The 18,528-nt window shown below is 59.2% G+C and carries 18 protein-coding genes; 10 read left to right on the forward strand and 8 right to left on the reverse strand.

Going from position 1 to position 18,528, the window contains the following annotated elements; translation table 11 throughout:
* Positions 1–68: 68 nt before the first annotated feature.
* On the reverse strand, positions 69–1,439 hold the full coding sequence (locus JJ917_16850; protein MBO6700499.1) for an aspartate aminotransferase family protein: 1,371 nt from the start codon (positions 1,437–1,439) through the stop codon (positions 69–71).
* Positions 1,440–1,627: 188 nt separating this feature from the next.
* Here JJ917_16850 and JJ917_16855 point away from each other — a divergent pair, with 188 nt between their 5' ends.
* The 4 genes from JJ917_16855 (at position 1,628) to groL (ending at position 5,521) form a co-directional block, all read left to right on the forward strand.
* The gene (locus tag JJ917_16855) at positions 1,628–1,915 is read left to right on the forward strand and encodes an antibiotic biosynthesis monooxygenase (protein ID MBO6700500.1); all 288 of its coding nucleotides are present in this window, start codon (positions 1,628–1,630) and stop codon (positions 1,913–1,915) included.
* Between the two features lie 29 nt (positions 1,916–1,944).
* A complete protein-coding gene (locus tag JJ917_16860; protein MBO6700501.1) occupies positions 1,945–2,904 on the forward strand; it encodes a DMT family transporter in 960 nt (319 codons plus the stop codon).
* Between the two features lie 585 nt (positions 2,905–3,489).
* Positions 3,490–3,777, forward strand: a complete 288-nt coding sequence (gene groES, locus JJ917_16865) for a co-chaperone GroES (GenBank protein ID MBO6700502.1) — start codon at positions 3,490–3,492, stop codon at positions 3,775–3,777.
* Positions 3,778–3,883: 106 nt separating this feature from the next.
* On the forward strand, positions 3,884–5,521 hold the full coding sequence (groL, locus tag JJ917_16870) for a chaperonin GroEL (GenBank protein MBO6700503.1): 1,638 nt from the start codon (positions 3,884–3,886) through the stop codon (positions 5,519–5,521).
* Between the two features lie 80 nt (positions 5,522–5,601).
* Here the strand turns inward: groL and JJ917_16875 are convergent, their stop codons facing one another.
* Complete coding sequence (locus JJ917_16875; GenBank protein MBO6700504.1) at positions 5,602–5,763, reverse strand: hypothetical protein; 162 nt, start codon at positions 5,761–5,763, stop codon at positions 5,602–5,604.
* Positions 5,764–5,920: 157 nt separating this feature from the next.
* Here JJ917_16875 and JJ917_16880 point away from each other — a divergent pair, with 157 nt between their 5' ends.
* From JJ917_16880 to JJ917_16890, 3 genes are all read left to right on the forward strand, one after another.
* The gene (locus tag JJ917_16880) at positions 5,921–7,261 is read left to right on the forward strand and encodes a helix-turn-helix transcriptional regulator (GenBank protein MBO6700505.1); all 1,341 of its coding nucleotides are present in this window, start codon (positions 5,921–5,923) and stop codon (positions 7,259–7,261) included.
* Between the two features lie 288 nt (positions 7,262–7,549).
* On the forward strand, positions 7,550–8,278 hold the full coding sequence (locus JJ917_16885) for an outer membrane beta-barrel protein (GenBank protein ID MBO6700506.1): 729 nt from the start codon (positions 7,550–7,552) through the stop codon (positions 8,276–8,278).
* A gap of 252 nt (positions 8,279–8,530) precedes the next feature.
* The gene (locus JJ917_16890; protein MBO6700507.1) at positions 8,531–9,298 is read left to right on the forward strand and encodes a porin family protein; all 768 of its coding nucleotides are present in this window, start codon (positions 8,531–8,533) and stop codon (positions 9,296–9,298) included.
* Between the two features lie 113 nt (positions 9,299–9,411).
* Here JJ917_16890 and JJ917_16895 read toward each other — a convergent pair whose 3' ends face one another.
* Together JJ917_16895 and JJ917_16900 are read right to left on the reverse strand one after the other, a co-directional pair.
* On the reverse strand, positions 9,412–11,571 hold the full coding sequence (locus JJ917_16895; GenBank protein MBO6700508.1) for an esterase-like activity of phytase family protein: 2,160 nt from the start codon (positions 11,569–11,571) through the stop codon (positions 9,412–9,414).
* Positions 11,572–11,648: 77 nt separating this feature from the next.
* On the reverse strand, positions 11,649–12,380 hold the full coding sequence (locus JJ917_16900; protein ID MBO6700509.1) for a Crp/Fnr family transcriptional regulator: 732 nt from the start codon (positions 12,378–12,380) through the stop codon (positions 11,649–11,651).
* 230 nt (positions 12,381–12,610) lie between these two features.
* Here JJ917_16900 and JJ917_16905 point away from each other — a divergent pair, with 230 nt between their 5' ends.
* The 3 genes from JJ917_16905 to JJ917_16915 are packed head-to-tail and all read left to right on the forward strand — an operon-like array spanning position 12,611 to position 13,603.
* Positions 12,611–12,790: a hypothetical protein gene (locus tag JJ917_16905; protein MBO6700510.1), complete on the forward strand. Its 180-nt coding sequence runs from the start codon at positions 12,611–12,613 to the stop codon at positions 12,788–12,790.
* Between the two features lie 30 nt (positions 12,791–12,820).
* Positions 12,821–13,042 (forward strand): hypothetical protein, encoded by a 222-nt coding sequence (locus JJ917_16910; protein ID MBO6700511.1) that lies wholly within the window; start codon positions 12,821–12,823, stop codon positions 13,040–13,042.
* Between the two features lie 51 nt (positions 13,043–13,093).
* A complete protein-coding gene (locus JJ917_16915) occupies positions 13,094–13,603 on the forward strand; it encodes a DUF427 domain-containing protein (GenBank protein MBO6700512.1) in 510 nt (169 codons plus the stop codon).
* 200 nt (positions 13,604–13,803) lie between these two features.
* Here the strand turns inward: JJ917_16915 and JJ917_16920 are convergent, their stop codons facing one another.
* The 4 genes from JJ917_16920 to JJ917_16935 all read right to left on the reverse strand — a co-directional run bounded on the left by JJ917_16920 (position 13,804) and on the right by JJ917_16935 (position 18,509).
* The gene (locus tag JJ917_16920; GenBank protein MBO6700513.1) at positions 13,804–14,784 is read right to left on the reverse strand and encodes an ATP phosphoribosyltransferase; all 981 of its coding nucleotides are present in this window, start codon (positions 14,782–14,784) and stop codon (positions 13,804–13,806) included.
* Complete coding sequence (locus tag JJ917_16925) at positions 14,781–15,881, reverse strand: ATP phosphoribosyltransferase regulatory subunit (protein ID MBO6700514.1); 1,101 nt, start codon at positions 15,879–15,881, stop codon at positions 14,781–14,783. The genes JJ917_16920 and JJ917_16925 overlap by 4 nt, the downstream gene beginning before the upstream one ends.
* Positions 15,882–17,639 (reverse strand): histidine--tRNA ligase, encoded by a 1,758-nt coding sequence (locus JJ917_16930; GenBank protein ID MBO6700515.1) that lies wholly within the window; start codon positions 17,637–17,639, stop codon positions 15,882–15,884.
* A gap of 225 nt (positions 17,640–17,864) precedes the next feature.
* On the reverse strand, positions 17,865–18,509 hold the full coding sequence (locus tag JJ917_16935) for a DNA-3-methyladenine glycosylase I (GenBank protein ID MBO6700516.1): 645 nt from the start codon (positions 18,507–18,509) through the stop codon (positions 17,865–17,867).
* Positions 18,510–18,528 lie beyond the last annotated feature (19 nt).

Here is an 18,528-nt window from a genome sequence, read left to right on the forward strand (position 1 = left end):
GGTGCGCCGACCAAAGCGTTCGCTGCGCACTATTGCGCATACGGCTCGAAAGTCCTGTCAGGCTTCTGTCAGGAAACGGCCTGCAGCGTGCGCTTCAGACCGGCAAACATCTGATCGATGTCGCTTTCCGAGAACGTCAACGGTGGCGACAGCGCAATCGTGTCGCCGGTGACACGGATCATCATATCCTGATTGTGGAAGGCATCCTGCATCGCTGCGAAGGCGCGGGCGGTCGGTTTGCCTTCGATTGGCGTGATGTCGATGCCCGCCACAATGCCGCAGGTTCGAATGTCTTCCACGATCGGCAGGTCCGCCAGATAGCTGTGCGCTGCGTCGGCAAACAGCCCTTCAAGCTGCGCGGCTTTTTCGTAAAGCCCCTCGTCGCGGTAGACGTTGAGCGTTGCCAAGGCGGCGGCGCAAGCGAGCGGGTGGCCGGAATAGGTATAGCCGTGGAAAAGCTCGATCATGCCCTCGCCTGCTGACTCCATGAAGCCATTGTAGATGTCGGTGCTTGCAATCACGCCGCCCATAGGCACCGTGCCCGACGTAATGCCCTTGGCGAACACGATCATGTCGGGCGTCACATCATAGCGCTGCGCGGCAAAGGCTGTTCCAAGGCGGCCGAAGGCTGAGATGACCTCATCGAAGATAAGCAAGATGCCATGCTTGGCCGTGATCTCACGTAGGCGCTTCAAATAGCCTTTGGGCGGCGGAAGAACGCCGGTGGACCCAGCCATCGGCTCAACGATGACGGCTGCAATCGTATCGGGGCCGTGAAGCGCGACAATGCTTTCCAGATCATCAGCAAGGTGCAAACCCCAGTCCGGTTCGCCCTTGGTGAAGGCCTGTTCGGCGCGGTTATAGGTGTGTGGCAAATGATCGACACCGGCGATCAGTGCGCCGTAGAACTTGCGATTGTTGACGATGCCGCCGACCGAAATGCCGCCGAAGCCGGACCCGTGGTAACCGCGCTCGCGGCCGATGAGCCGCGTGCGTCCGCCATCGCCTCGCACCTTGTTATAGGCAAGCGCAATCTTCAGTGCCGTATCGACGCCTTCTGATCCGGAGTTGGCGAAAAACACGTGGTCCAGTCCGTCCGGCGCTTCGGACGCTATGCGCGAGGCAACTTCGAACGCAATCGGGTGACCGAATTGAAAGGTCGGCGCGAAGTCTAGGCTTGCCGCTTGGTTTTGGATCGCTTCGACCACCGGCGCACGGCAATGCCCGGCGTTGCAGCACCATAGGCCGGCGGTCCCATCCAAGATCGCACGCCCGTCCGGGGTGAAATAGTGGTTGTCTTTGGACCCGGTGATCATGCGTGGATCGGTCTTGAACGCCCGATTGGCCGTATATGGCATCCAGAACGCGTCCAGATCGTTTGGCACGGAGAGTGGCGTTGTGCCTGCTGCGGGGTGGTTCGCGTCGGAGGAATCGAGCATGACGGGTCTCCCTTTTTGGCGCAAAACGGGTGGCGGCTTGTTTCGGCACGCCTTATAGCGTGGACTGTGCGCCAAGCTTTGACTGTTTGGTCAAAACCTTAGTCTAGCTTTCCTGCAATGCAAAGAGTTCCTGGCCAATTCCAACGGGTTGGGTACACCACCGGCAACCATAGCGTCAGGGCCCTCCAATGATTGTTGAATATCTGCGGTACACGATTGATGCGGAGCGCCAAGCCGCCTTCATTGAAGCTTACAAGAAGGCCGAGCCCATCTTGCTGTCTTCACCCTACGCGCTTGCGTTTGAACTCTGCCAATGCGTTGAAGACCCCTCGCAGTTCATCATTCGCATTGAATGGACATCGGCAGAGGATCACTTGCAGAAGTTTCGCGGCAGCCAGGTTTTTCGCGACTTTTTTGGCTGTGTACGCCCTTTTCTCGGCGATATCGCCGAAATGCGCCACTACAGCGCCCTTTAACGGCCTGTTTCCAGGTTAGGTAACGACCAATGGCCTCGCCCGCCACGCCAGCCCCCTTCGCCATCGCCTCCATGCAGCGCCGCGCCATGGGCTCGGTTCTGATTGCGATCGCGATTTTGACGCTGATGGATGCCGGCATCAAACTGATGGCCGGCACGTTTGGCACGCCACAAATCCTGGTGATGCGCTATGGCGCTGGGTTTCTGGTGGCGACCGTTCTGTTTATCGGGCTTCTAACCTTTGGACGCGTGCGCCTGCCGACGTGGCGCAGCCTTGTGCGCAGTTTTCAGCGCTCCCTGCTGGTGACCCTGGTCGCAACCTGCTTCTTCTACGCACTCGCCGTCATCCCGCTGGCCGAGGCAACGGCGATCGCCTTCACGGCCCCGCTTTATCTGGCGCTGCTTGGCTGGATGATCCTCAAAGAGCCTGTGGACGGCAAAACCTGGATCGCGATCCTTATCGGGTTGGCCGGTGTGGGTGTTATCTCCTCGTCAGCTTTCACTAACGGTTTTTCCGGCGCGCTGAGCGGTTACATCGCCGCGGCCGTCGCATCCTTTGCCTATGCTGCAGCGCTGGTTTTGACCCGGCTGCACGCCGCCAGCGATCCCGTGCCGACGATGATCATGCTGCAAAGTGGGTTTTCTGGCCTGCTGGCCCTGCCGCTGCTCGCCCTTACCTTTGCTGGCATGGCCATCGATGGACGCCCGTTCGTCGCGCTCAATGCTGGCTGGCTGTGGTTCGCGCTCGGCATCGGCTTTCTGGGAACCTGCGGCCATCTGTTTATGACCTACGGCTTCAAGCATGCGCCGGCGGCCAAGCTCGGCCCGATGGAATACACCAGCCTCTTATGGGCGGCGTTTTACGGCTTCGTGTTCTTCCAAGAGGTTCCAGGCGTGCGGTTGTTGATCGGCAGCGCGCTGATCGTGGTCGGCACCTGGATCGTGATGCGCCAGGAAAAAGACACGGGAACAGCGATCGAAAGTTCTTGAAAAGAACCTTTGATTGGAACCAATGACTATTGGCGGCGTTGGGACCGTCAACTGGCAGCAATGCTGGTTTGAGCTATGCATTGCCGCCGCCCCCCGCCTTTCTGCGCGCGATGTGACCGATAACCTGCTGGAGGACATCTCATGCGCAACATTTTTTACATCATCGGCGTGATAGTCGTTGTTTTGTTCATTCTGTCGTTTCTCGGCTTGGTCTAGATAGGCCCCGAAACGATCAGACGCCGTTTGCCGCGGTCAGCCTCAGGTTTCGAGCTGACCGCGGCTTTTTTTTTGGAACAGTGCTGTTCGACAACCTATGGCGCTTGTTGCTGGTTGGCTCTAAACGGCCCAAGAGCACTGCGCGCCATTGGGCGTTCGCTGGCCATCAGCGTCGCGGCGCGGGCACATGCAAAAAAGTTGCGCGGCCCATCCTTGACACCTCATCGGACCATCCTTATCTCCACGGCGCGTTAGCACTCACCAATGGAGAGTGCTAACTTGCGTTTCAGGCTCCCTTTTTGGGCGCCGTACATTCAACCAAGACTGCTGCGGCCACATGGCCGCGCCCAACCCAAGGATGAGGACAAGATGGCATTCCGTCCCTTGCATGATCGTGTGGTGGTGCGTCGCATCGACTCCGATGAAAAAACCGCCGGTGGGATCATCATCCCCGACACCGCAAAAGAGAAACCGCAGGAAGGCGAAATCGTCTCCGTAGGCCCTGGCGCCCGCGACGACGCCGGTAAAGTCCAGGCTCTGGACGTCAAAGCTGGCGACCGCGTGCTGTTCGGCAAATGGTCCGGCACCGAAGTGAAGATCGACGGTGAAGACCTGCTGATCATGAAGGAAAGCGACATCATGGGCGTGGTCGCCTAAGCGACATCGCCTTCCGCTCTATTCCTTTTCACTATTTTGGCATTTCCCGCTCTGTTCTTAACGGAACAACCGCTCGGAAATGCAGAGCAAACCAAGGAATTCAAACATGGCTGCTAAAGAAGTATCCTTCGGCCGTTCAGCACGCGAGCGCATGCTGACCGGTGTGAACACCCTCGCCGATGCGGTGAAGGTGACCCTCGGCCCGAAAGGCCGCAACGTCGTACTCGACAAGTCGTTTGGCGCACCGCGCATCACCAAAGATGGTGTTTCCGTCGCCAAAGAAATCGAACTGGAAGACAAGTTCGAAAACATGGGCGCGCAGATGCTGCGCGAAGTTGCCTCCAAGACCAACGACATTGCCGGTGACGGCACCACGACCGCAACGGTTTTGGCTCAGTCTATCGTTGAAGAAGGCCACAAGGCTGTTGCCGCTGGCATGAACCCGATGGATCTTAAGCGCGGAATCGACATGGCCGTTAGCGAAGTCGTCAAAGACCTCGTCAACAAAGCCACCAAGATCAACACCTCCGAGGAAGTTGCTCAGGTCGGCACCATTTCTGCAAACGGCGAAAAAGAGATCGGCGACATGATCGCTCAGGCCATGCAGAAAGTTGGCAACGAAGGCGTCATCACGGTTGAAGAAGCCAAAACGGCTGAAACCGAGCTGGAAGTTGTGGAAGGCATGCAGTTCGACCGCGGCTACCTGTCGCCTTACTTCGTGACCAACCCAGAGAAGATGACGGCAGACTTGGATGATCCCTACATCCTGCTGCACGAGAAAAAACTCTCCAACCTGCAGGCTATGCTTCCGGTTCTGGAATCGGTTGTTCAGTCATCGCGTCCGCTGCTCATCATTGCAGAAGATGTTGAAGGCGAAGCGCTGGCGACCCTGGTGGTCAACAAGCTGCGCGGCGGCTTGAAAATCGCTGCTGTGAAGGCTCCAGGCTTTGGCGATCGTCGTAAGGCGATGCTCGAAGATATCGCGATCCTCACCGGTGGCCAGGTCATCTCCGAAGACCTCGGCATCAAGCTGGAAAACGTTTCCCTCGACATGCTGGGCACCGCTAAGCGCGTGGCCATCACGAAAGAAGAAACCACCATCGTTGATGGTGTTGGCGGCAAAGACGAGATCACTGCTCGCGTCAACCAGATCAAAGCGCAGATCGAGGAAACCACATCTGACTACGATCGTGAGAAGCTCCAAGAGCGTCTTGCGAAACTGGCCGGCGGTGTTGCTGTGATCCGCGTTGGTGGTTCCACCGAAGTGGAAGTGAAAGAGAAGAAAGACCGCGTCGATGACGCCCTCAACGCGACCCGCGCGGCCGTGGAAGAAGGCATCGTCCCAGGTGGCGGTACGGCTCTGCTTCGTGCGTCTCGCTTCATCGACTCCAAAGGCGAAAATGCTGACCAGGAAGCTGGCATCAAAATCGTGCGTCGCGCTCTGCAAGCTCCGGCTCGTCAGATCGCCGACAACGCTGGTGAAGAAGCCTCGGTGGTTGTTGGTAACATCATCGCCGAAAACAAAGCGGCTTGGGGCTTCAACGCTCAGACCGGTGAGTATGGCGACATGATCGAAATGGGCATCGTTGACCCGGTCAAAGTGGTGCGTACTGCTTTGGAAGACGCCGGTTCGGTTGCAGGTCTTCTGATCACCACCGAAGCAATGATCGCCGAAGTGCCGAAGAAAGACGGCGGCGGCGCGCCTGCAATGCCTGACATGGGTGGCATGGGCGGCATGATGTAAGAACTGGGCTCAGCCGGTTTTTATACTCTCCTGATTTTTGGAAAGGCGGGGCTTCGGCCCCGCCTTTTTTTATTTAGCGTTCAGTGCTCGTTCTTGCGATCATGCAGGTAGGCGTGGAGGGCAAGCGCACCATAGAGTCCGGCAAGAATAGCCGAGACCCAAAACTTGTCAGCCCCAACGCACGTTCCAACATAACTTGCTGACATGCCTGCATAGGCAAGGCTATGAATGTACTTCAGCATTGCAGTGATCCTTATGACTTGAGAGGATCACCGCCCGGGCGGTGAGTTGCGTGGCGTCGACAGATATGAGGATGACCCAAAGCATCGAAAATCACGGCAGAGGAACTTACGCCCGACGCAAGGATGCGTTCGGAAAACCGCTTGGAAACTTACGGAAATGAGTTTTGGCGAGCGCTTTGGCGCCTTGGTCAAGGAGCGACGTGAACTTCAAGGGCTCTCTGCCACCGAGCTCGCCAAGGCGGTATTTGAAGATGCCAGCAAACGCTCACGCATATCGGAGCTTGAAAACGGCAAGGTCAAAAACCCGCATGCCACGACAATTGCGCCATTAGCTGGTTATCTCGGCATATCCGAGGAGGAGCTAAAAGCCTGCCGCAATCCGCCAGCAAACGATCATGGCCAAGGTCATCTCCCCGATGAGAACGTCTCGCTTGCGCAAGACATGCGGCAAATGTCACGCGCGCAGTTGGAATCGCTTGGTCGGCGTTTTGGAATAGATGAAGCCGAGACGCTGAGCGATGCCAATCTCGTTGCACTTCTGGAAAGCAAAGCTGAGGACCTAAAGCGCCTCAGCGATGAGATTGAGGCGCTGCGTGGCCTATCGGACCGCATCGATAACATTATAGCCGCAGCGCGGGCCGCTGCTGAAAGCCGTGATCTGGAGGAAGCCGAACACCTGGTTGCCTCTGCGAAGGAATCCCTTAGCGAGCAGATGATCGAGCCGCTGGAGAGAAATTGGCGGCTGGCGACCACTCAGGCAGATATTGCTCTCGTTCGAGGTGACACGCAGCAAGCCTACGACCTTATCTCAGACGCCGCCGATGCCTTTGCCGCTGTTGATCCAGTCGAACCGGCAAGGCGACGAATCTATGATGCGCGGCTCGAAGAGCACGCACTTCGCTATGGTGGCGACGGGTTTTTGCTGACGATGGCGATGATACGCGAGGCGTTGGACCACATCAGCGAAGAGGATCAGCCGAACCTCTTTGGCCATGCACAGAACAATCTCGGCAATGCACTTTCACAACAGGGCGAGCGCACCGGCGGAGCGGAAGGCGCAAAGTTGCAGGCCGAGGCCGTCGCCGCCTACCGGGCCGCGCTGCGCGTACGCACCGAAGCCGGCCACTCCGTCGACTGGGCCAAGACACAGAACAATGTAGGCAATGCACTTGCACGACAGGGCGAACATACCGGCGGTGAGGAGGGCGCAAAGCTGCTGGCCGAGGCCGTGATCGCTTTTTGCGACTCGCTGCGCGTGCGCAACGAGGCCAACCACCCCGTCCAATGGGCAAACACGCAAAACAATTTGGCTGTAGCGGAAGAAACCATTGCGGATCAAAAGCGCTTTGGCGACCGACGCCCGCACGTCGAAGCCGCTCTGGTCCACGCCAACAACGCGCTGCGCGTCTACGATCCGGAGCACATGCCTTACGATTACGGCACAGCAACCCGCCTGCGCGATCGCATCGCCGCCAAGCTCGACGCGTTGGAAGGTTGAGCAAAGCTTAGCTGAACAAGCCATAGCGGGCCAAAGAACCGCTCCGAACGACCGCGCATTCCCTTTGGCTCCGTTCCTCGCTTCGCTCCGAACGACCGCCATTCCTCTTTGCTCCGTTCCTCGCTTCGCTCCGAACGACCGCTAAGCAACCGCCCATTTCTCCTTGCTCTGTCACTTGCCTGTCGGCGCGTGACAACCGCTTGTTAACCTTAACCGTTCACCATAATCGCCATTGTTTGCGTGTCAGGTGCCCTCATCCGCGCCTGTCTATCAGTGGAGTACGAGCGCATGGTGCGTCGGTTTTTCTGGTCAATTCTGGCCGTCACGGTGTTTTCTGGCTTTGGTGCGACGGCGGCAATTTCCGCCGACGATTTTTCCGATTTCCCCGACATGCCGCAGATCGATCGCTTCGACGACGCGTTCCGTGAGGCTGGCTTCTACGCCGGAGCGCGCGCTGGCGCTGTCTGGGCGGACGACACGCAGTTCACGATCGCCGGCCCAAACCTGGTGGAGAACGTTTATGAGCACGGTTTCACCGGTTCGCTGTTCGTTGGTTTTGAAGTTCCTGACCTTTACTGGGGGGCTGGTGCGCGCCTGGAAGCCGAACTCGGCTATGGCGCCTACGATGTGGATACGCACACAGTGGCGAGCACTCCCGTAGCAACGGCAAACTCGTTTGGGTCAACCGACGCGCTTACGGCGATGGCCAATCTTTATGTCGATTATAGTCTCGGCGCCTTCCGTCCCTTTGTCGGCGGTGGCGTTGGTGTTGCGCGGGTCGATTTCGAAAATCACGGCGTGACCGGCAATCTCAGCGTTATGGACGACACTGAAAACGGCTTCGCCTGGCAGGTGATGGCCGGCGTTGGTCTCGATGTAACGCAGGCACTGACTCTGGAAGCGATGGTGCGCTACCAGGCCATTTCCGACGTCGAGCTTATGTCGTCCACGGGCCCAACATCGACGATCGATCTTGCCTCGGCGCAGGCACTTCTTGGTATGCGCTACAGCTTCTGATCCGCCTATCGACCTTCACTTAGCGTTACCAAAACCTTACCCCGCGTGAGCGTCTTAACGTAGCGAAATCAATGCTTTAGGCGCCACAAATAGCCTCGCCTTTTTTCCGTCACGCTTTCGCCGCGCAAACACCATCAGCCCGCCATGGCGCACACGAAGATCGGGCACAATTGACCGTCATTGCCTCCCCAGCTCACGGCTTCAGTTTGGCCTGTGTGCCCCTTGAACACATTGCGTGGGGAGTACCCGAGTATGACGTATCTTCAATCCTTCAATCTGCGCACCCGGCGGCCGATGGCGTTGGCGCTGGCTGTTACGGTCGGTGGCCTTGCTGGCCTCTTGGCCGGTCAGGCGCGTGCTGCAGATGTTCCACAAACCTATTCACCAGCACCAGCGCCCTATGTGGAAGAGCGTGTGCAAACCAGCTTCTCGCGCTTCGGCCCCTATGTTGGTGTGCGCGGTGGCGCGGCCTGGGCCGATGACACAAGCTTCAACACCGGCGGCGGGGTGGTCGACAACACCTATGAAGACTGGAACCTGACCGGTTCAGCCTTTGCCGGCTATGAGATGGAGTTTTTCCCCGGTTTCGGCGGCCGTATCGAAGCCGAGCTTGGCTATTCAAGCTTCGAAGTCGAAGGCCACTCGATTGGTGGTGTTGCACAGGCATCACCTACAGGTGACACGACTGCCTTCACTGGCATGGTGAACGCTTATGTGGATGCCCATCTGGGCGCGTTCCGCCCCTTCGCTGGCGTCGGTTTGGGTATGGCCCAGGTCAACTTCAACGATCATGGTGCCGGTGGAGCCATCCTCATGGATGACGATGACACCAACTTTGCTTGGCAGCTTGCGGGCGGTGTCGGCTATGACCTTTCCAGCAATCTGACACTGGAAGGCATGGTGCGTTACCAGAGCATCATGGATGTTGGCCTGACCTCGACAGCCGCAGGCGGTTCGGTTTCCAGCTCGACCGATTTGAACTCGACGCAAGGCCTGGTTGGTCTGCGTTACCGCTTCTAACACGTTCGGAGCCCGCGCTTCGGTCCTATGGACCGATCGCTTCGGGCTGACGCACCAAAAAGTAAGCCCCGGCCGTCTGGCCGGGGCTTATCTGGTCAGGACTGTTGCCAAGCCTACATGGCAGCGCCGTCGATGGCGAAAAACATCGTCTCGCCGGAATGATCATCGACGCCGTCATTGTCGGTTGAGACCCACATGGTTCCATCCTCGGCGATGGCCAAACCCTCAACCTTGTCGAGCACATAACCGCCGGTCGATGTCAGGTGGGGCAGAAGATCGACAACGACCTCAGGCTCCAAAACGGCAGGCGTTTCACCCAGAGCCACCATCTGGTCCATCGCCGCCATCGGTACACGGGTAATCTGCTTGGTCACGGCGCGATCATCATGCTGATTGTCGCGCTCGATGAAGTAAACCCAGTCGCCATGAGCGACGATCTCGGACAGACCAACCCAGCCGGTTGACGGCTCGGTGAGTGGGTAGTGGATCACGCCCCACGCTTCGCTCTCCAAATCGTAGGACAGCACTTTGGCGTGGTTCTCGGGGTCATCGCGCCATTCGCACTGAACCGCGATATAGAGCCTGTCGTCCACGCGGGTGATGCCTTCAAAGCCAAAGCGGCGCTCGACGCTGGCGAGTTCAGCCGGCAGCGTGATGTAGTCCTCGATCTCGCCATCGGCAGCCACATTGTAGATGGCGTGCGGGACCAGACGATCCGTCCGACCTTCCGAGGCAATCCAGAAACCGCCTTCGCCGTCGAGCGCGATGCCTTCCATGTCCATCAACTGAGCAGGACGACCTTCGCGGGTCACGTCGATGGCATCCACAATGCGGGCAGGCGTTTGCGACACATCGATGTGGAAAATGCGCGGCTGCAGGCCGTAAAAGCTGTCGGAAACGGCGTAGATCGTGCCGTCTTCGGCCATCACCTGGCCGGAGATCGCACCCCAACCGGTCAGCTCGTCCATGCCCGCGCTGGTGAGGTGCGGATAAGTTGCTGGCGCGTCCTGATACTCAAACAGCATGACGTGAGCCCGCGCGCCCGCATCGTCTGTCTCGTTGGCGGAAACCAGCAGATTGCGCTCAGGGATCGTCACATAGCCTTCCGGGCCAATGCCCGATGGCAAAAGCTGCTCCAGAACCGGGTTGGCCGGATCGGAGACATTGTAGACGCCAACAATCGACGAGCGCTCAGCGCCAACAAACACGTAAGGCGTGCCGCCGAAGGTGTCGAACGTGACGCTTTCCGGCTCGACGCCTTTGTTGCCTGACCGCTCTTCTGGGTAATGGCCGATCTCGACAATGGCGTGCTCGAAGTCAGTCCCGGATTCATAAACGACATCGCTATCCTGGCTGAAGATCGTCCATCCGCGGCTACCGCCGTCCATATCGCCTTCGTTGGCGGTGGCGAAATGGGTGTTGTCGATCCAGGTCACGGAATCCGGCTCACGCGGTACGGTGATGGCGTCAGAGAAGATGAGTGCGCCTTCTTCCTCGGTATCGACGCGATCCAGCGTGACAGACCCGGCGGAGAAGTGGCTAAGCACTTCACCCGCAGCCGACACCACCACCATGTGGTTGTTTTCCTGAAGCGTGACGACGATCTCGCCTTCGCCGTTGATCGAGACAAACTCCGGTTCGGGATCTTCCGGGGCAATGTCTGCAAGGCCGGTGATATCGACCTGCATGGTGCTGTCGCAGTCCAGCGAACCGTCGACGACCTGCGTGATGGTGAGGAACCCGCCTGGCATCTGGCTGACACGACCGTCACCAAGATCCTCATCGCGCTCGTTTTCAATGGCCACCGCCACAAAAGACCCATCGGGGGACGCCGCTACGCTGTCTGGCTGACCGCCAAGGTCACAGCTCGCCAGCACATCGCGGCTATCCACGTCGATGGCATGCAGAACGCCGGAGGTGTTGACGTAGTCCACTGACGTGTTCTCGCCGACGAAGGCCGTAGTACCAACAACGGCCACAGAGGTTGGTTCACCTTCCAGCTCGATCACGCCCGCAGGCGTCGGATTGGCCGGATCGGAAATATCGATGAACCCGATCACCTCGGCCGGGCTATCGGAATAGACCAGTGTCATGCCATCAGCGGTCGCTGAGATGATCTCCGCTGAGGTTTCCTCCGCATACGGTGTGTTGAGATGCACCGGGAACGAGGCGATGCGGTTGAAGGCGCTGTCAGCGAAGGCCGGACCGGCAAGTGTAGTTGTCGCTGCCAAAGCGACGCCGAACGCCGCAAGGCGCGAAAAGCGGTGGGTCATGATCTTTCTCCCGAGGTAACTGATGGGAGAACGCGCTACCAAGCGCGCGCAACAGATTCATGACAGGTGACCCTGGCCTACATAGCCTTCAGGCGCTCAAGCTCACTGGGCTTTTCGATGCAGTAATAGCCAGAAATGCGCGAGATCAGCCCGTCGCGTTTCCAGGTGTTGAGGATGCGCGAGACGTTCTCGCGTGCAGCGCCGACCATGCCGGCCAGATCGGCTTGGCTCACCTTGTAGTGCACCAGCAGCCGATCATCGGGCAGTTCTTTGCCGAAGGTTTCACCCAATTGAAGCAGCGCGACGGCCACCCGCCCTGGCAGCGGAAGGAAAGACCGCGCGGCCAAAACATCATTGGCCTGGCGCAGACGCTGCGAAACCAGGGCTAGCATGTGGCGATAGACGGCGGGATTGGCATCGGCGAAACGGTCGAAGTCGGCCTTGTCGATGCGAGCAACGCGCGATTTTTTGATCGCCTGAACCGTGGCCGAACGCGGCTCACCGTCCAGCAGCGCCATCTCGCCGACCACATGACCTGGACCGAGAATCGCCAACAACTGCTCTGAGCCTTCGGCGGAAATGACCGCCACTTTCAGGCTTCCCTCCAGTATGGCGTACATGGAGTCGCCCGGATCACCGGCAACGAACAAAACCTCGTTGGTGGAAAGTGCCGCCTCACGGGCAAGATTGGACAGGCCGGTGGCAAGGTCTGGGTCGAGCCCGGCAAGCGCCAGGCTTTCGGTGAAGATGTTCGCCCCTTGCATCACCTGCCTCCTCGAGCGGCATTCAGCCACGAGCACCTGCGTCATCACCTTCTTGCCGCTGAAGGTACACAGGAAGACCGCATGGACGCCGCGTTCTTGACCGAGTGGTCAATTAGAAAGCGCCCAGCAAAGCCTATTGCGGAGGTCGCGTCCAGTGCACAGCGCGAGGTTGACGATACGTCATTCTGTGATGGTCAACACAGTGCCTAGTGGGTGGGAGCAGTACACCAGAGTCACGTTAACTCCTGATCAACCCTAACCGAAGGATCGCTCCCATGACACGCTCAATGAACCCTTCGATGGCCCGCATGTTTCTGACCACCGTTTTCGGCATGACCGTTTTGGCCGCTTTCGTTCTGGTCGCCACGTTCGACCAGGGCGCGCAAGCCAGCATTGCACCAACGCTTACCGGCGCTGACCTGCTCGCCGAGATCACCGCACCGGCCGCCAACTGAGCCAATCAGCGTCTTAAAAGGACCAGACCCATGACCCGCCTCACACTGATCGCACTGACCGGCGTTTTTCTGATATCCGGTGTGGCCGCCGCTCTGGTTGGCGGCGCTGAGGCCCGCGCACCCGCGTCGGCCACACCTTCTATCGACGCTCCGACGCTTGCACCGGCTGAGCGCTGCTCACTTCAGCCGCAGCGGGTGACGCATCCCGACAATGGCGCATCAATCCTGATTCTGCGCACGCATTGCGAGTGACGCTTGGCCAGTGACACTTGCTCAAGTCGCGATGGACCCCACATCTGCGGTATGACCCAAGCCCCCTCGCCCGTTCAGGGCACGACCCGACTGCATCCGATCGAAGACGTTGGCCGATTTCCGCGCCCACCGCTGCTTGAGCCCGCACCCTATCCGATATTGATCACGCTGGGCGGTCAGAACATTGCGTCCACGCGCAACGCTTATCGCGTGCTCGAGACCTTCCACCCGCCGACCTATTACATCCCAACAGAGGATGTGGCTGAAGACGTGCTGACGCCCAACGCCCAACGGTCAGTGTGTGAATGGAAAGGGCCGGCGCGCTATTTCAACGTCAAAGGCGGCGACAAAAACCTGGAGGCGAGCGCCTGGAGTTACCCCAACACGGTCGGTGCCTTCGCCGCGATCAAGGATTATCTAGCCTTTTATTGCCACCCGATGGACCGCTGTCTGGTCGATGGCATCGAGGCGACGCCACAGCCCGGCAACTTTTATGGCGGCTGGGTGACGCCCTGGATCACCGGCCCAATCAAGGGCGCGCCAGGCACCACGCATTGGTGAGCAAAAAATCGAAAAAAGTTTAGCGATCGCTGATCCAACGTCGAACAGCCTACGTAATTGTACGTGAAAGTGAGAGCCGCGCAGGTTCCCCCGAGCTGGCGCTGGCACCCTAGAACGCTTTCGACTTTACCCTTGCGTTCCCCGATACGCATTTTGGGTCATTGGCCGTCCTCACCCCCGGGGACGGCCACTTTTTTGCTTCAAGAGATTTGCAGAGCCTCATAGACCGGCGCAAAGCCTTCGGCCGATCCGTCGAGCACATAAGTCAGTTCGCCGATGGTGATGGTCGTTGCGCCCCGGGCGCGCAGCCAGTCGGTGAGCTCCCATAGCCGCTTCTTTTCAACATGCAGGACCAGCGATCCTTGACCTGCAACGGCGCCAAAGGGCGCAGTGCAGCCGAACCGATCGGATGCCTCTCGAAAGGTTTTGGTCTGCTCGCCGATGGCGGTGCGCACCTCGTAGATCGAGGCCGCGCGATCCTGCGCCGCGATGCGCGACAGGATGGACTTCAGCGCCTCTGCCACTCGACCCGACCAGTCCGCCTGCCTTGATCCGACCAGCGTTGCCTCGCTTTTCAGGATCACGCCATCAGAGAGGATGCGCAAATGGTTGGCGGTCAGCGTCGCACCGGTGGTTGTGATATCGACGATGAGATCGGCGGCGCCGGAGGCTGGCGCACCTTCAGTCGCGCCGAGGCTCTCGACGATCCGATAGTCGGCCACGCCATGGGCGCGGAAGAAGTTGCGTGTCAGGCGCACATACTTTGTAGCAAGGCGCATGCGCCGACCGTGGCGGGCGCGAAAACCGGCGGCCACATCGTCAAGATCGTGCATGGTCTGCACATCAATCCAGCTATCGGGCACCGCCACCACGACATCGGCAAAACCAAATCCAAGCGGGGCCACTTCCACCGTGATGGTGTCGGGATCGGCAATCTTCTCGTGCACCAAATCCATGCCCGTGACGCCAAGATGCACCGTGCCTGCGGCCAGTTCGCCGGCGATCTCAGAGGCGGACAAAAACGCCACCTCAACGCCATCCAATCCCTTGATCAGACCGCGATAGTTCCGCTCACCGCTTTTCTTGGTGATCGTCAGACCGGCCCGTTCGAAATAGGCCATGGTCGCCTCCTGCAGGCGGCCTTTGGACGGAATGCCAAGAATGAGGGGCTGATCGCTCATTGCTCGTCTCCCTTCGGCAGACGATCCAGCCAAAGCGCGGCGCCAACGGCGGGCACGGTTGTCTCAGCACCAAGTCGTTCCATCAGGCCATCAAAACGTCCGCCAGATACCGCAGGCGGTGTGGTTCGATCCTCCGTTCCGCGCATTTCGAACGTAAAGCCCGTGTAGTAGTCGAGGCGCCCGCCGGCCCAACCGCAGAAGGTCATGGTCGAAACCGGCTGGTTGCGTTCTTCGAAGGCGTCAAGCCGCGCAACGAAGCTATCGATCACCGGATCGAGCGCCAAAGACGCAACGCTGGCCAGCCGCTTCAAAAGACTGGCCGCCTCGCGCGCCGGCACTTCCAAATGGATTAGCGCTTCCAGGCAGGTCATCGCCGCTTCGCTGATCGGCGCAGCCGTCTGGCGGGCCGCTTTTTCGATAAAGCGTTCGGCGATCTCCGCCGAGGTGCGCCCACCGACCGGTTGGATGCGAGCAAGGTCCATCATCTCTTCGACCAGTGCGCGGGCCTCCTGCGGATCGCCGCTTGCAAGGGCGGCCATCATTGCCGGTTGTTCCTCGTTAGACGTGGATGTGACGTCGGCGAGCGCGGCCTCGACGCGTGGTTTCGACCCCAGCGCGCGGCGAAGGCGGCGAACGGATCGTGGCGCAAATCCGAGGCCCTCAACGAAGGCCGTGAAGATTGCCGAGTCGCCTAAGGTAATCGACGGATTGGCCAGCCCGCCGGCGGTGGCGAGCGAGGCCGAAAGCGCCATCACTTCGGCATCGGCCGCCAAAGTGTCCTCGCGGCCAATGCTTTCGATGCCGGCCTGGATGAACTCGCCTGTTTCGCCGGGACGAAACCGGAACGCCGGGGCAAGATAGCCATAATTGGCGGTGCGCTCAGCAGACCCTGTCTCCAGGTGATGACGGCAGATCGGAATGGTGAGTTCTGGGCGCAGGCACAGCTCGGTGCCGGCCTGATCCTCGGTGGTGAAAAGGCGCGTGCGGATATCCTCGCCGACCAGATCGAGAAAGACGTCGGCTGGCTGCAAGATCGGCGTTTCCACTGGCATGTAGCCAGAGGTTTCCAACAGTTCGATGATCTGACGGCGCGACATTTATTGATCCGCCTCTTGCTCAGCGAGCCGCTTTTTCACTTCCTCGACAAGCCTATCTTCTGGCACTTCATATTGGCCAGGGCGCGCGGCCTTGTACTCGGCATTGCTTTCAAACGCTGCGGCCTCGCGCTTGCCTTCGATCATGTCCTTGATCTGCACAACGCCCTGCTCCCGCTCGTTGGAACCCTGGATGATGCACAGCGGGGAATTGCGGCGGTCGGCATATTGCAGCTGCTTGCCGAACTGTTTTGGGTTGCCATGAAACATTTCGGCGCGAACGCCAGCCTGTCGAAGTTCCTGTACCATTTTCTGGTAACCAGCGAGCGCGTCGATATCGCGATCCATCACGCAGACGACGACCGGACCCTGCGGGGTGTCGGCGGAAATCTTGCCGAGGTTTTTGAGCGCTGTCATCAGGCGTGACACGCCGATGGAAAAGCCTGTCGCCGGTACCGGCTCGCCACGGAACCGAGAGACCAGACCATCATAGCGGCCACCGCCTCCGACAGAGCCGAACACGACCTCCTCACCCTTTTCGTTGGTCACGGGGAAGAGAAGCTCAGCCTCATAGACCATGCCCGTGTAGTATTCGAGACCGCGCACCGTGGACTCGGCGATCTGAACGCGATCATCGTACCCGCAAGCGGCCAGCATGGCCGCCAGCTTGCGCAACTCGTCCAAGCCTTCCTGGCCGGTCTTGGAGTCACCGACCAACTCGGCAAGCTTGTCGACCCGACCTTCATTGGTCAGTTGCAGCTCGTCGGTTTCGGGGTTGTAGGTGAACGGTTTCCGGTCAGGGTCCTTGATGCCTAGTGCTTCCAAGAGCTCGATCACTTGGTCCGGCGGCAATGAGACCGATGCGGACAGACGCTTCACATCGGGATCATCTTCTTCAAGCTGCTTGTAGAGGACGACCGGCAGATACTCTTTCAGCCCGTCGATGATTTCCTCAGAACGTTCACGGTTGATACCGACACGACCGATGAAGCTGTCGGCCAGTTCGTCGAGGCGATACTCTTTCACCAAGCCTGTCAGACGTTCGCGCGCTTCGCTGACCAACCCGGCGCCTTTGGTGAAATCACCGCTCTCATCTTTGCGGCCCTGGCCAAGCAATTGCTCAACACCGTCGACGCCAATACGATCCAATTTGTCGATGGCACGCAGCACAGAAAGCTTTTGTCCGTCTTCTTCGACGCCGACAGCTTCCATCACACCATCGAGCACTTTGCGGTTGTTCACGCGGATGACGTATTGGCCGCGCGGGATACCCAGGGCCTCCATCGTGTCGGCCATCATCATGCACATTTCAGCGTCCGCCTGGACGCCTGGCGCGCCGACCGTGTCGGCATCAAACTGCGCGAACTGGCGGAAACGGCCCGGCCCCGGTTTCTCATTGCGAAAAACATAGCCCGCACGGTAGCTGCGATAGGGCTTGGGCAGAGCGTCGTAGTTTTCGGCGACGTAACGCGCCAATGGAGCGGTCAAGTCGTATCGCAGCGACATCCACTGCTCGTCATCATCCTGCACCGAGAACACGCCGTCGTTCGGGCGATCGGTGTCGGGCAGAAACTTGCCAAGCGTCTCGGTGTACTCAAACATCGGCGTCTCGACGGGATCAAAACCGTAGCGCTCATAGACCTCGCGGATCTTGGCTGTCATCTCGCCAAACGCGCGAATGTCCCCAGCATCCTGGTCGGCAAAACCGCGCGGCAGGCGTGCCTTTACCTTCTGAGGCTTCTTCTTTTTCTTCTCGGACATGAATGGGGCTTTACGCGGGTTTTGAGAGACGCCGCGAGGGATAGACGCGTGTGATGTGCGATGCAAGGTGGCACCGCCACCTCGGTAAAGGTGGCACGGTTCCCAGTGTAGGGCTGGCACCGCCTATTGACGTGTCATCCCGGGCGAGCCTGCGAGACCCGGGATCTGCAACCGCACCGAAACGACTGATCTCGGGCCGCCGTCGGCGTCCAGGATGGCAATCGGTTAAGAAGGCACCGTGAACGCTGCGCGTTCGGCTTCCTGTTCGCCATAACGGAAGCAAGCTTCCTCATGGTCATTAACCAGGCCCATGGCCTGCATGAACGCGTAACAGGTGGTCGGACCGAAAAAGCTCCAGCCGCGTTTTTTCAAGTCCTTGGACAGCTGCTTGGACGTCGGCGTCTGGGCGAGTGCCATCAGTTCCTCACGCGTGTTGCGCTTGGGACGTTCCTCAGCCGGAGGGATGTAGCGCCAGAAGAAGGCCGCCAGGGACCCTGCTTCCTCCACCAGTTCCAAGGCGCGCGCGGCATTGTTGATGGTGGAGCGGATTTTGCCCTGGTGGCGCACAATCCCAGCATCCCCGAGCAGGCGCTCGACATCAGACTCGCCATAGCGGGCGACCTTGGCAAAGTCGAACCCATCGAAGGCGACGCGAAAGTTCTCGCGCTTTTTCAGAATCGTCAGCCAGGAAAGACCGGACTGAAACCCTTCAAGACAGATCTTTTCGAAAAGCCGGTGATCGTCGGTGACGTGCTTGCCCCACTCCTCATCGTGATAGGACACATAAAGCGGGTCGCCGGACACCCAAAAGCAGCGGTGCGGGGCGTCTGCCTTGTCGGTCTGGTCAGTCTGATTGGTATGGTCGGTCATGCCAGCGTTGTTGCGCAAA

It is taken from the genome of Hyphomicrobiales bacterium, from assembly GCA_017642935.1.
Taxonomy (GTDB): domain Bacteria; phylum Pseudomonadota; class Alphaproteobacteria; order Rhizobiales; family MH13; genus MH13.

Coding starts and splice junctions, on each gene's coding strand:
- JJ917_16925 (MBO6700514.1), bottom strand. CDS start 15,881: ATGTCGCGCCGTCAGATCATCGAACTGTTGGAAACCTCTGGCTACATG.
- JJ917_16860 (MBO6700501.1), top strand. CDS start 1,945: ATGGCCTCGCCCGCCACGCCAGCCCCCTTCGCCATCGCCTCCATGCAG.
- JJ917_16850 (MBO6700499.1), bottom strand. CDS start 1,439: ATGCTCGATTCCTCCGACGCGAACCACCCCGCAGCAGGCACAACGCCA.
- JJ917_16920 (MBO6700513.1), bottom strand. CDS start 14,784: ATGAGCGATCAGCCCCTCATTCTTGGCATTCCGTCCAAAGGCCGCCTG.
- JJ917_16900 (MBO6700509.1), bottom strand. CDS start 12,380: ATGACGCAGGTGCTCGTGGCTGAATGCCGCTCGAGGAGGCAGGTGATG.
- JJ917_16935 (MBO6700516.1), bottom strand. CDS start 18,509: ATGACCGACCATACCAATCAGACTGACCAGACCGACAAGGCAGACGCC.
- JJ917_16910 (MBO6700511.1), top strand. CDS start 12,821: ATGACCCGCCTCACACTGATCGCACTGACCGGCGTTTTTCTGATATCC.
- groES (MBO6700502.1), top strand. CDS start 3,490: ATGGCATTCCGTCCCTTGCATGATCGTGTGGTGGTGCGTCGCATCGAC.
- JJ917_16915 (MBO6700512.1), top strand. CDS start 13,094: ATGACCCAAGCCCCCTCGCCCGTTCAGGGCACGACCCGACTGCATCCG.
- JJ917_16930 (MBO6700515.1), bottom strand. CDS start 17,639: ATGTCCGAGAAGAAAAAGAAGAAGCCTCAGAAGGTAAAGGCACGCCTG.
- groL (MBO6700503.1), top strand. CDS start 3,884: ATGGCTGCTAAAGAAGTATCCTTCGGCCGTTCAGCACGCGAGCGCATG.
- JJ917_16890 (MBO6700507.1), top strand. CDS start 8,531: ATGACGTATCTTCAATCCTTCAATCTGCGCACCCGGCGGCCGATGGCG.
- JJ917_16875 (MBO6700504.1), bottom strand. CDS start 5,763: ATGCTGAAGTACATTCATAGCCTTGCCTATGCAGGCATGTCAGCAAGT.
- JJ917_16880 (MBO6700505.1), top strand. CDS start 5,921: ATGAGTTTTGGCGAGCGCTTTGGCGCCTTGGTCAAGGAGCGACGTGAA.
- JJ917_16855 (MBO6700500.1), top strand. CDS start 1,628: ATGATTGTTGAATATCTGCGGTACACGATTGATGCGGAGCGCCAAGCC.
- JJ917_16885 (MBO6700506.1), top strand. CDS start 7,550: ATGGTGCGTCGGTTTTTCTGGTCAATTCTGGCCGTCACGGTGTTTTCT.
- JJ917_16895 (MBO6700508.1), bottom strand. CDS start 11,571: ATGACCCACCGCTTTTCGCGCCTTGCGGCGTTCGGCGTCGCTTTGGCA.
- JJ917_16905 (MBO6700510.1), top strand. CDS start 12,611: ATGACACGCTCAATGAACCCTTCGATGGCCCGCATGTTTCTGACCACC.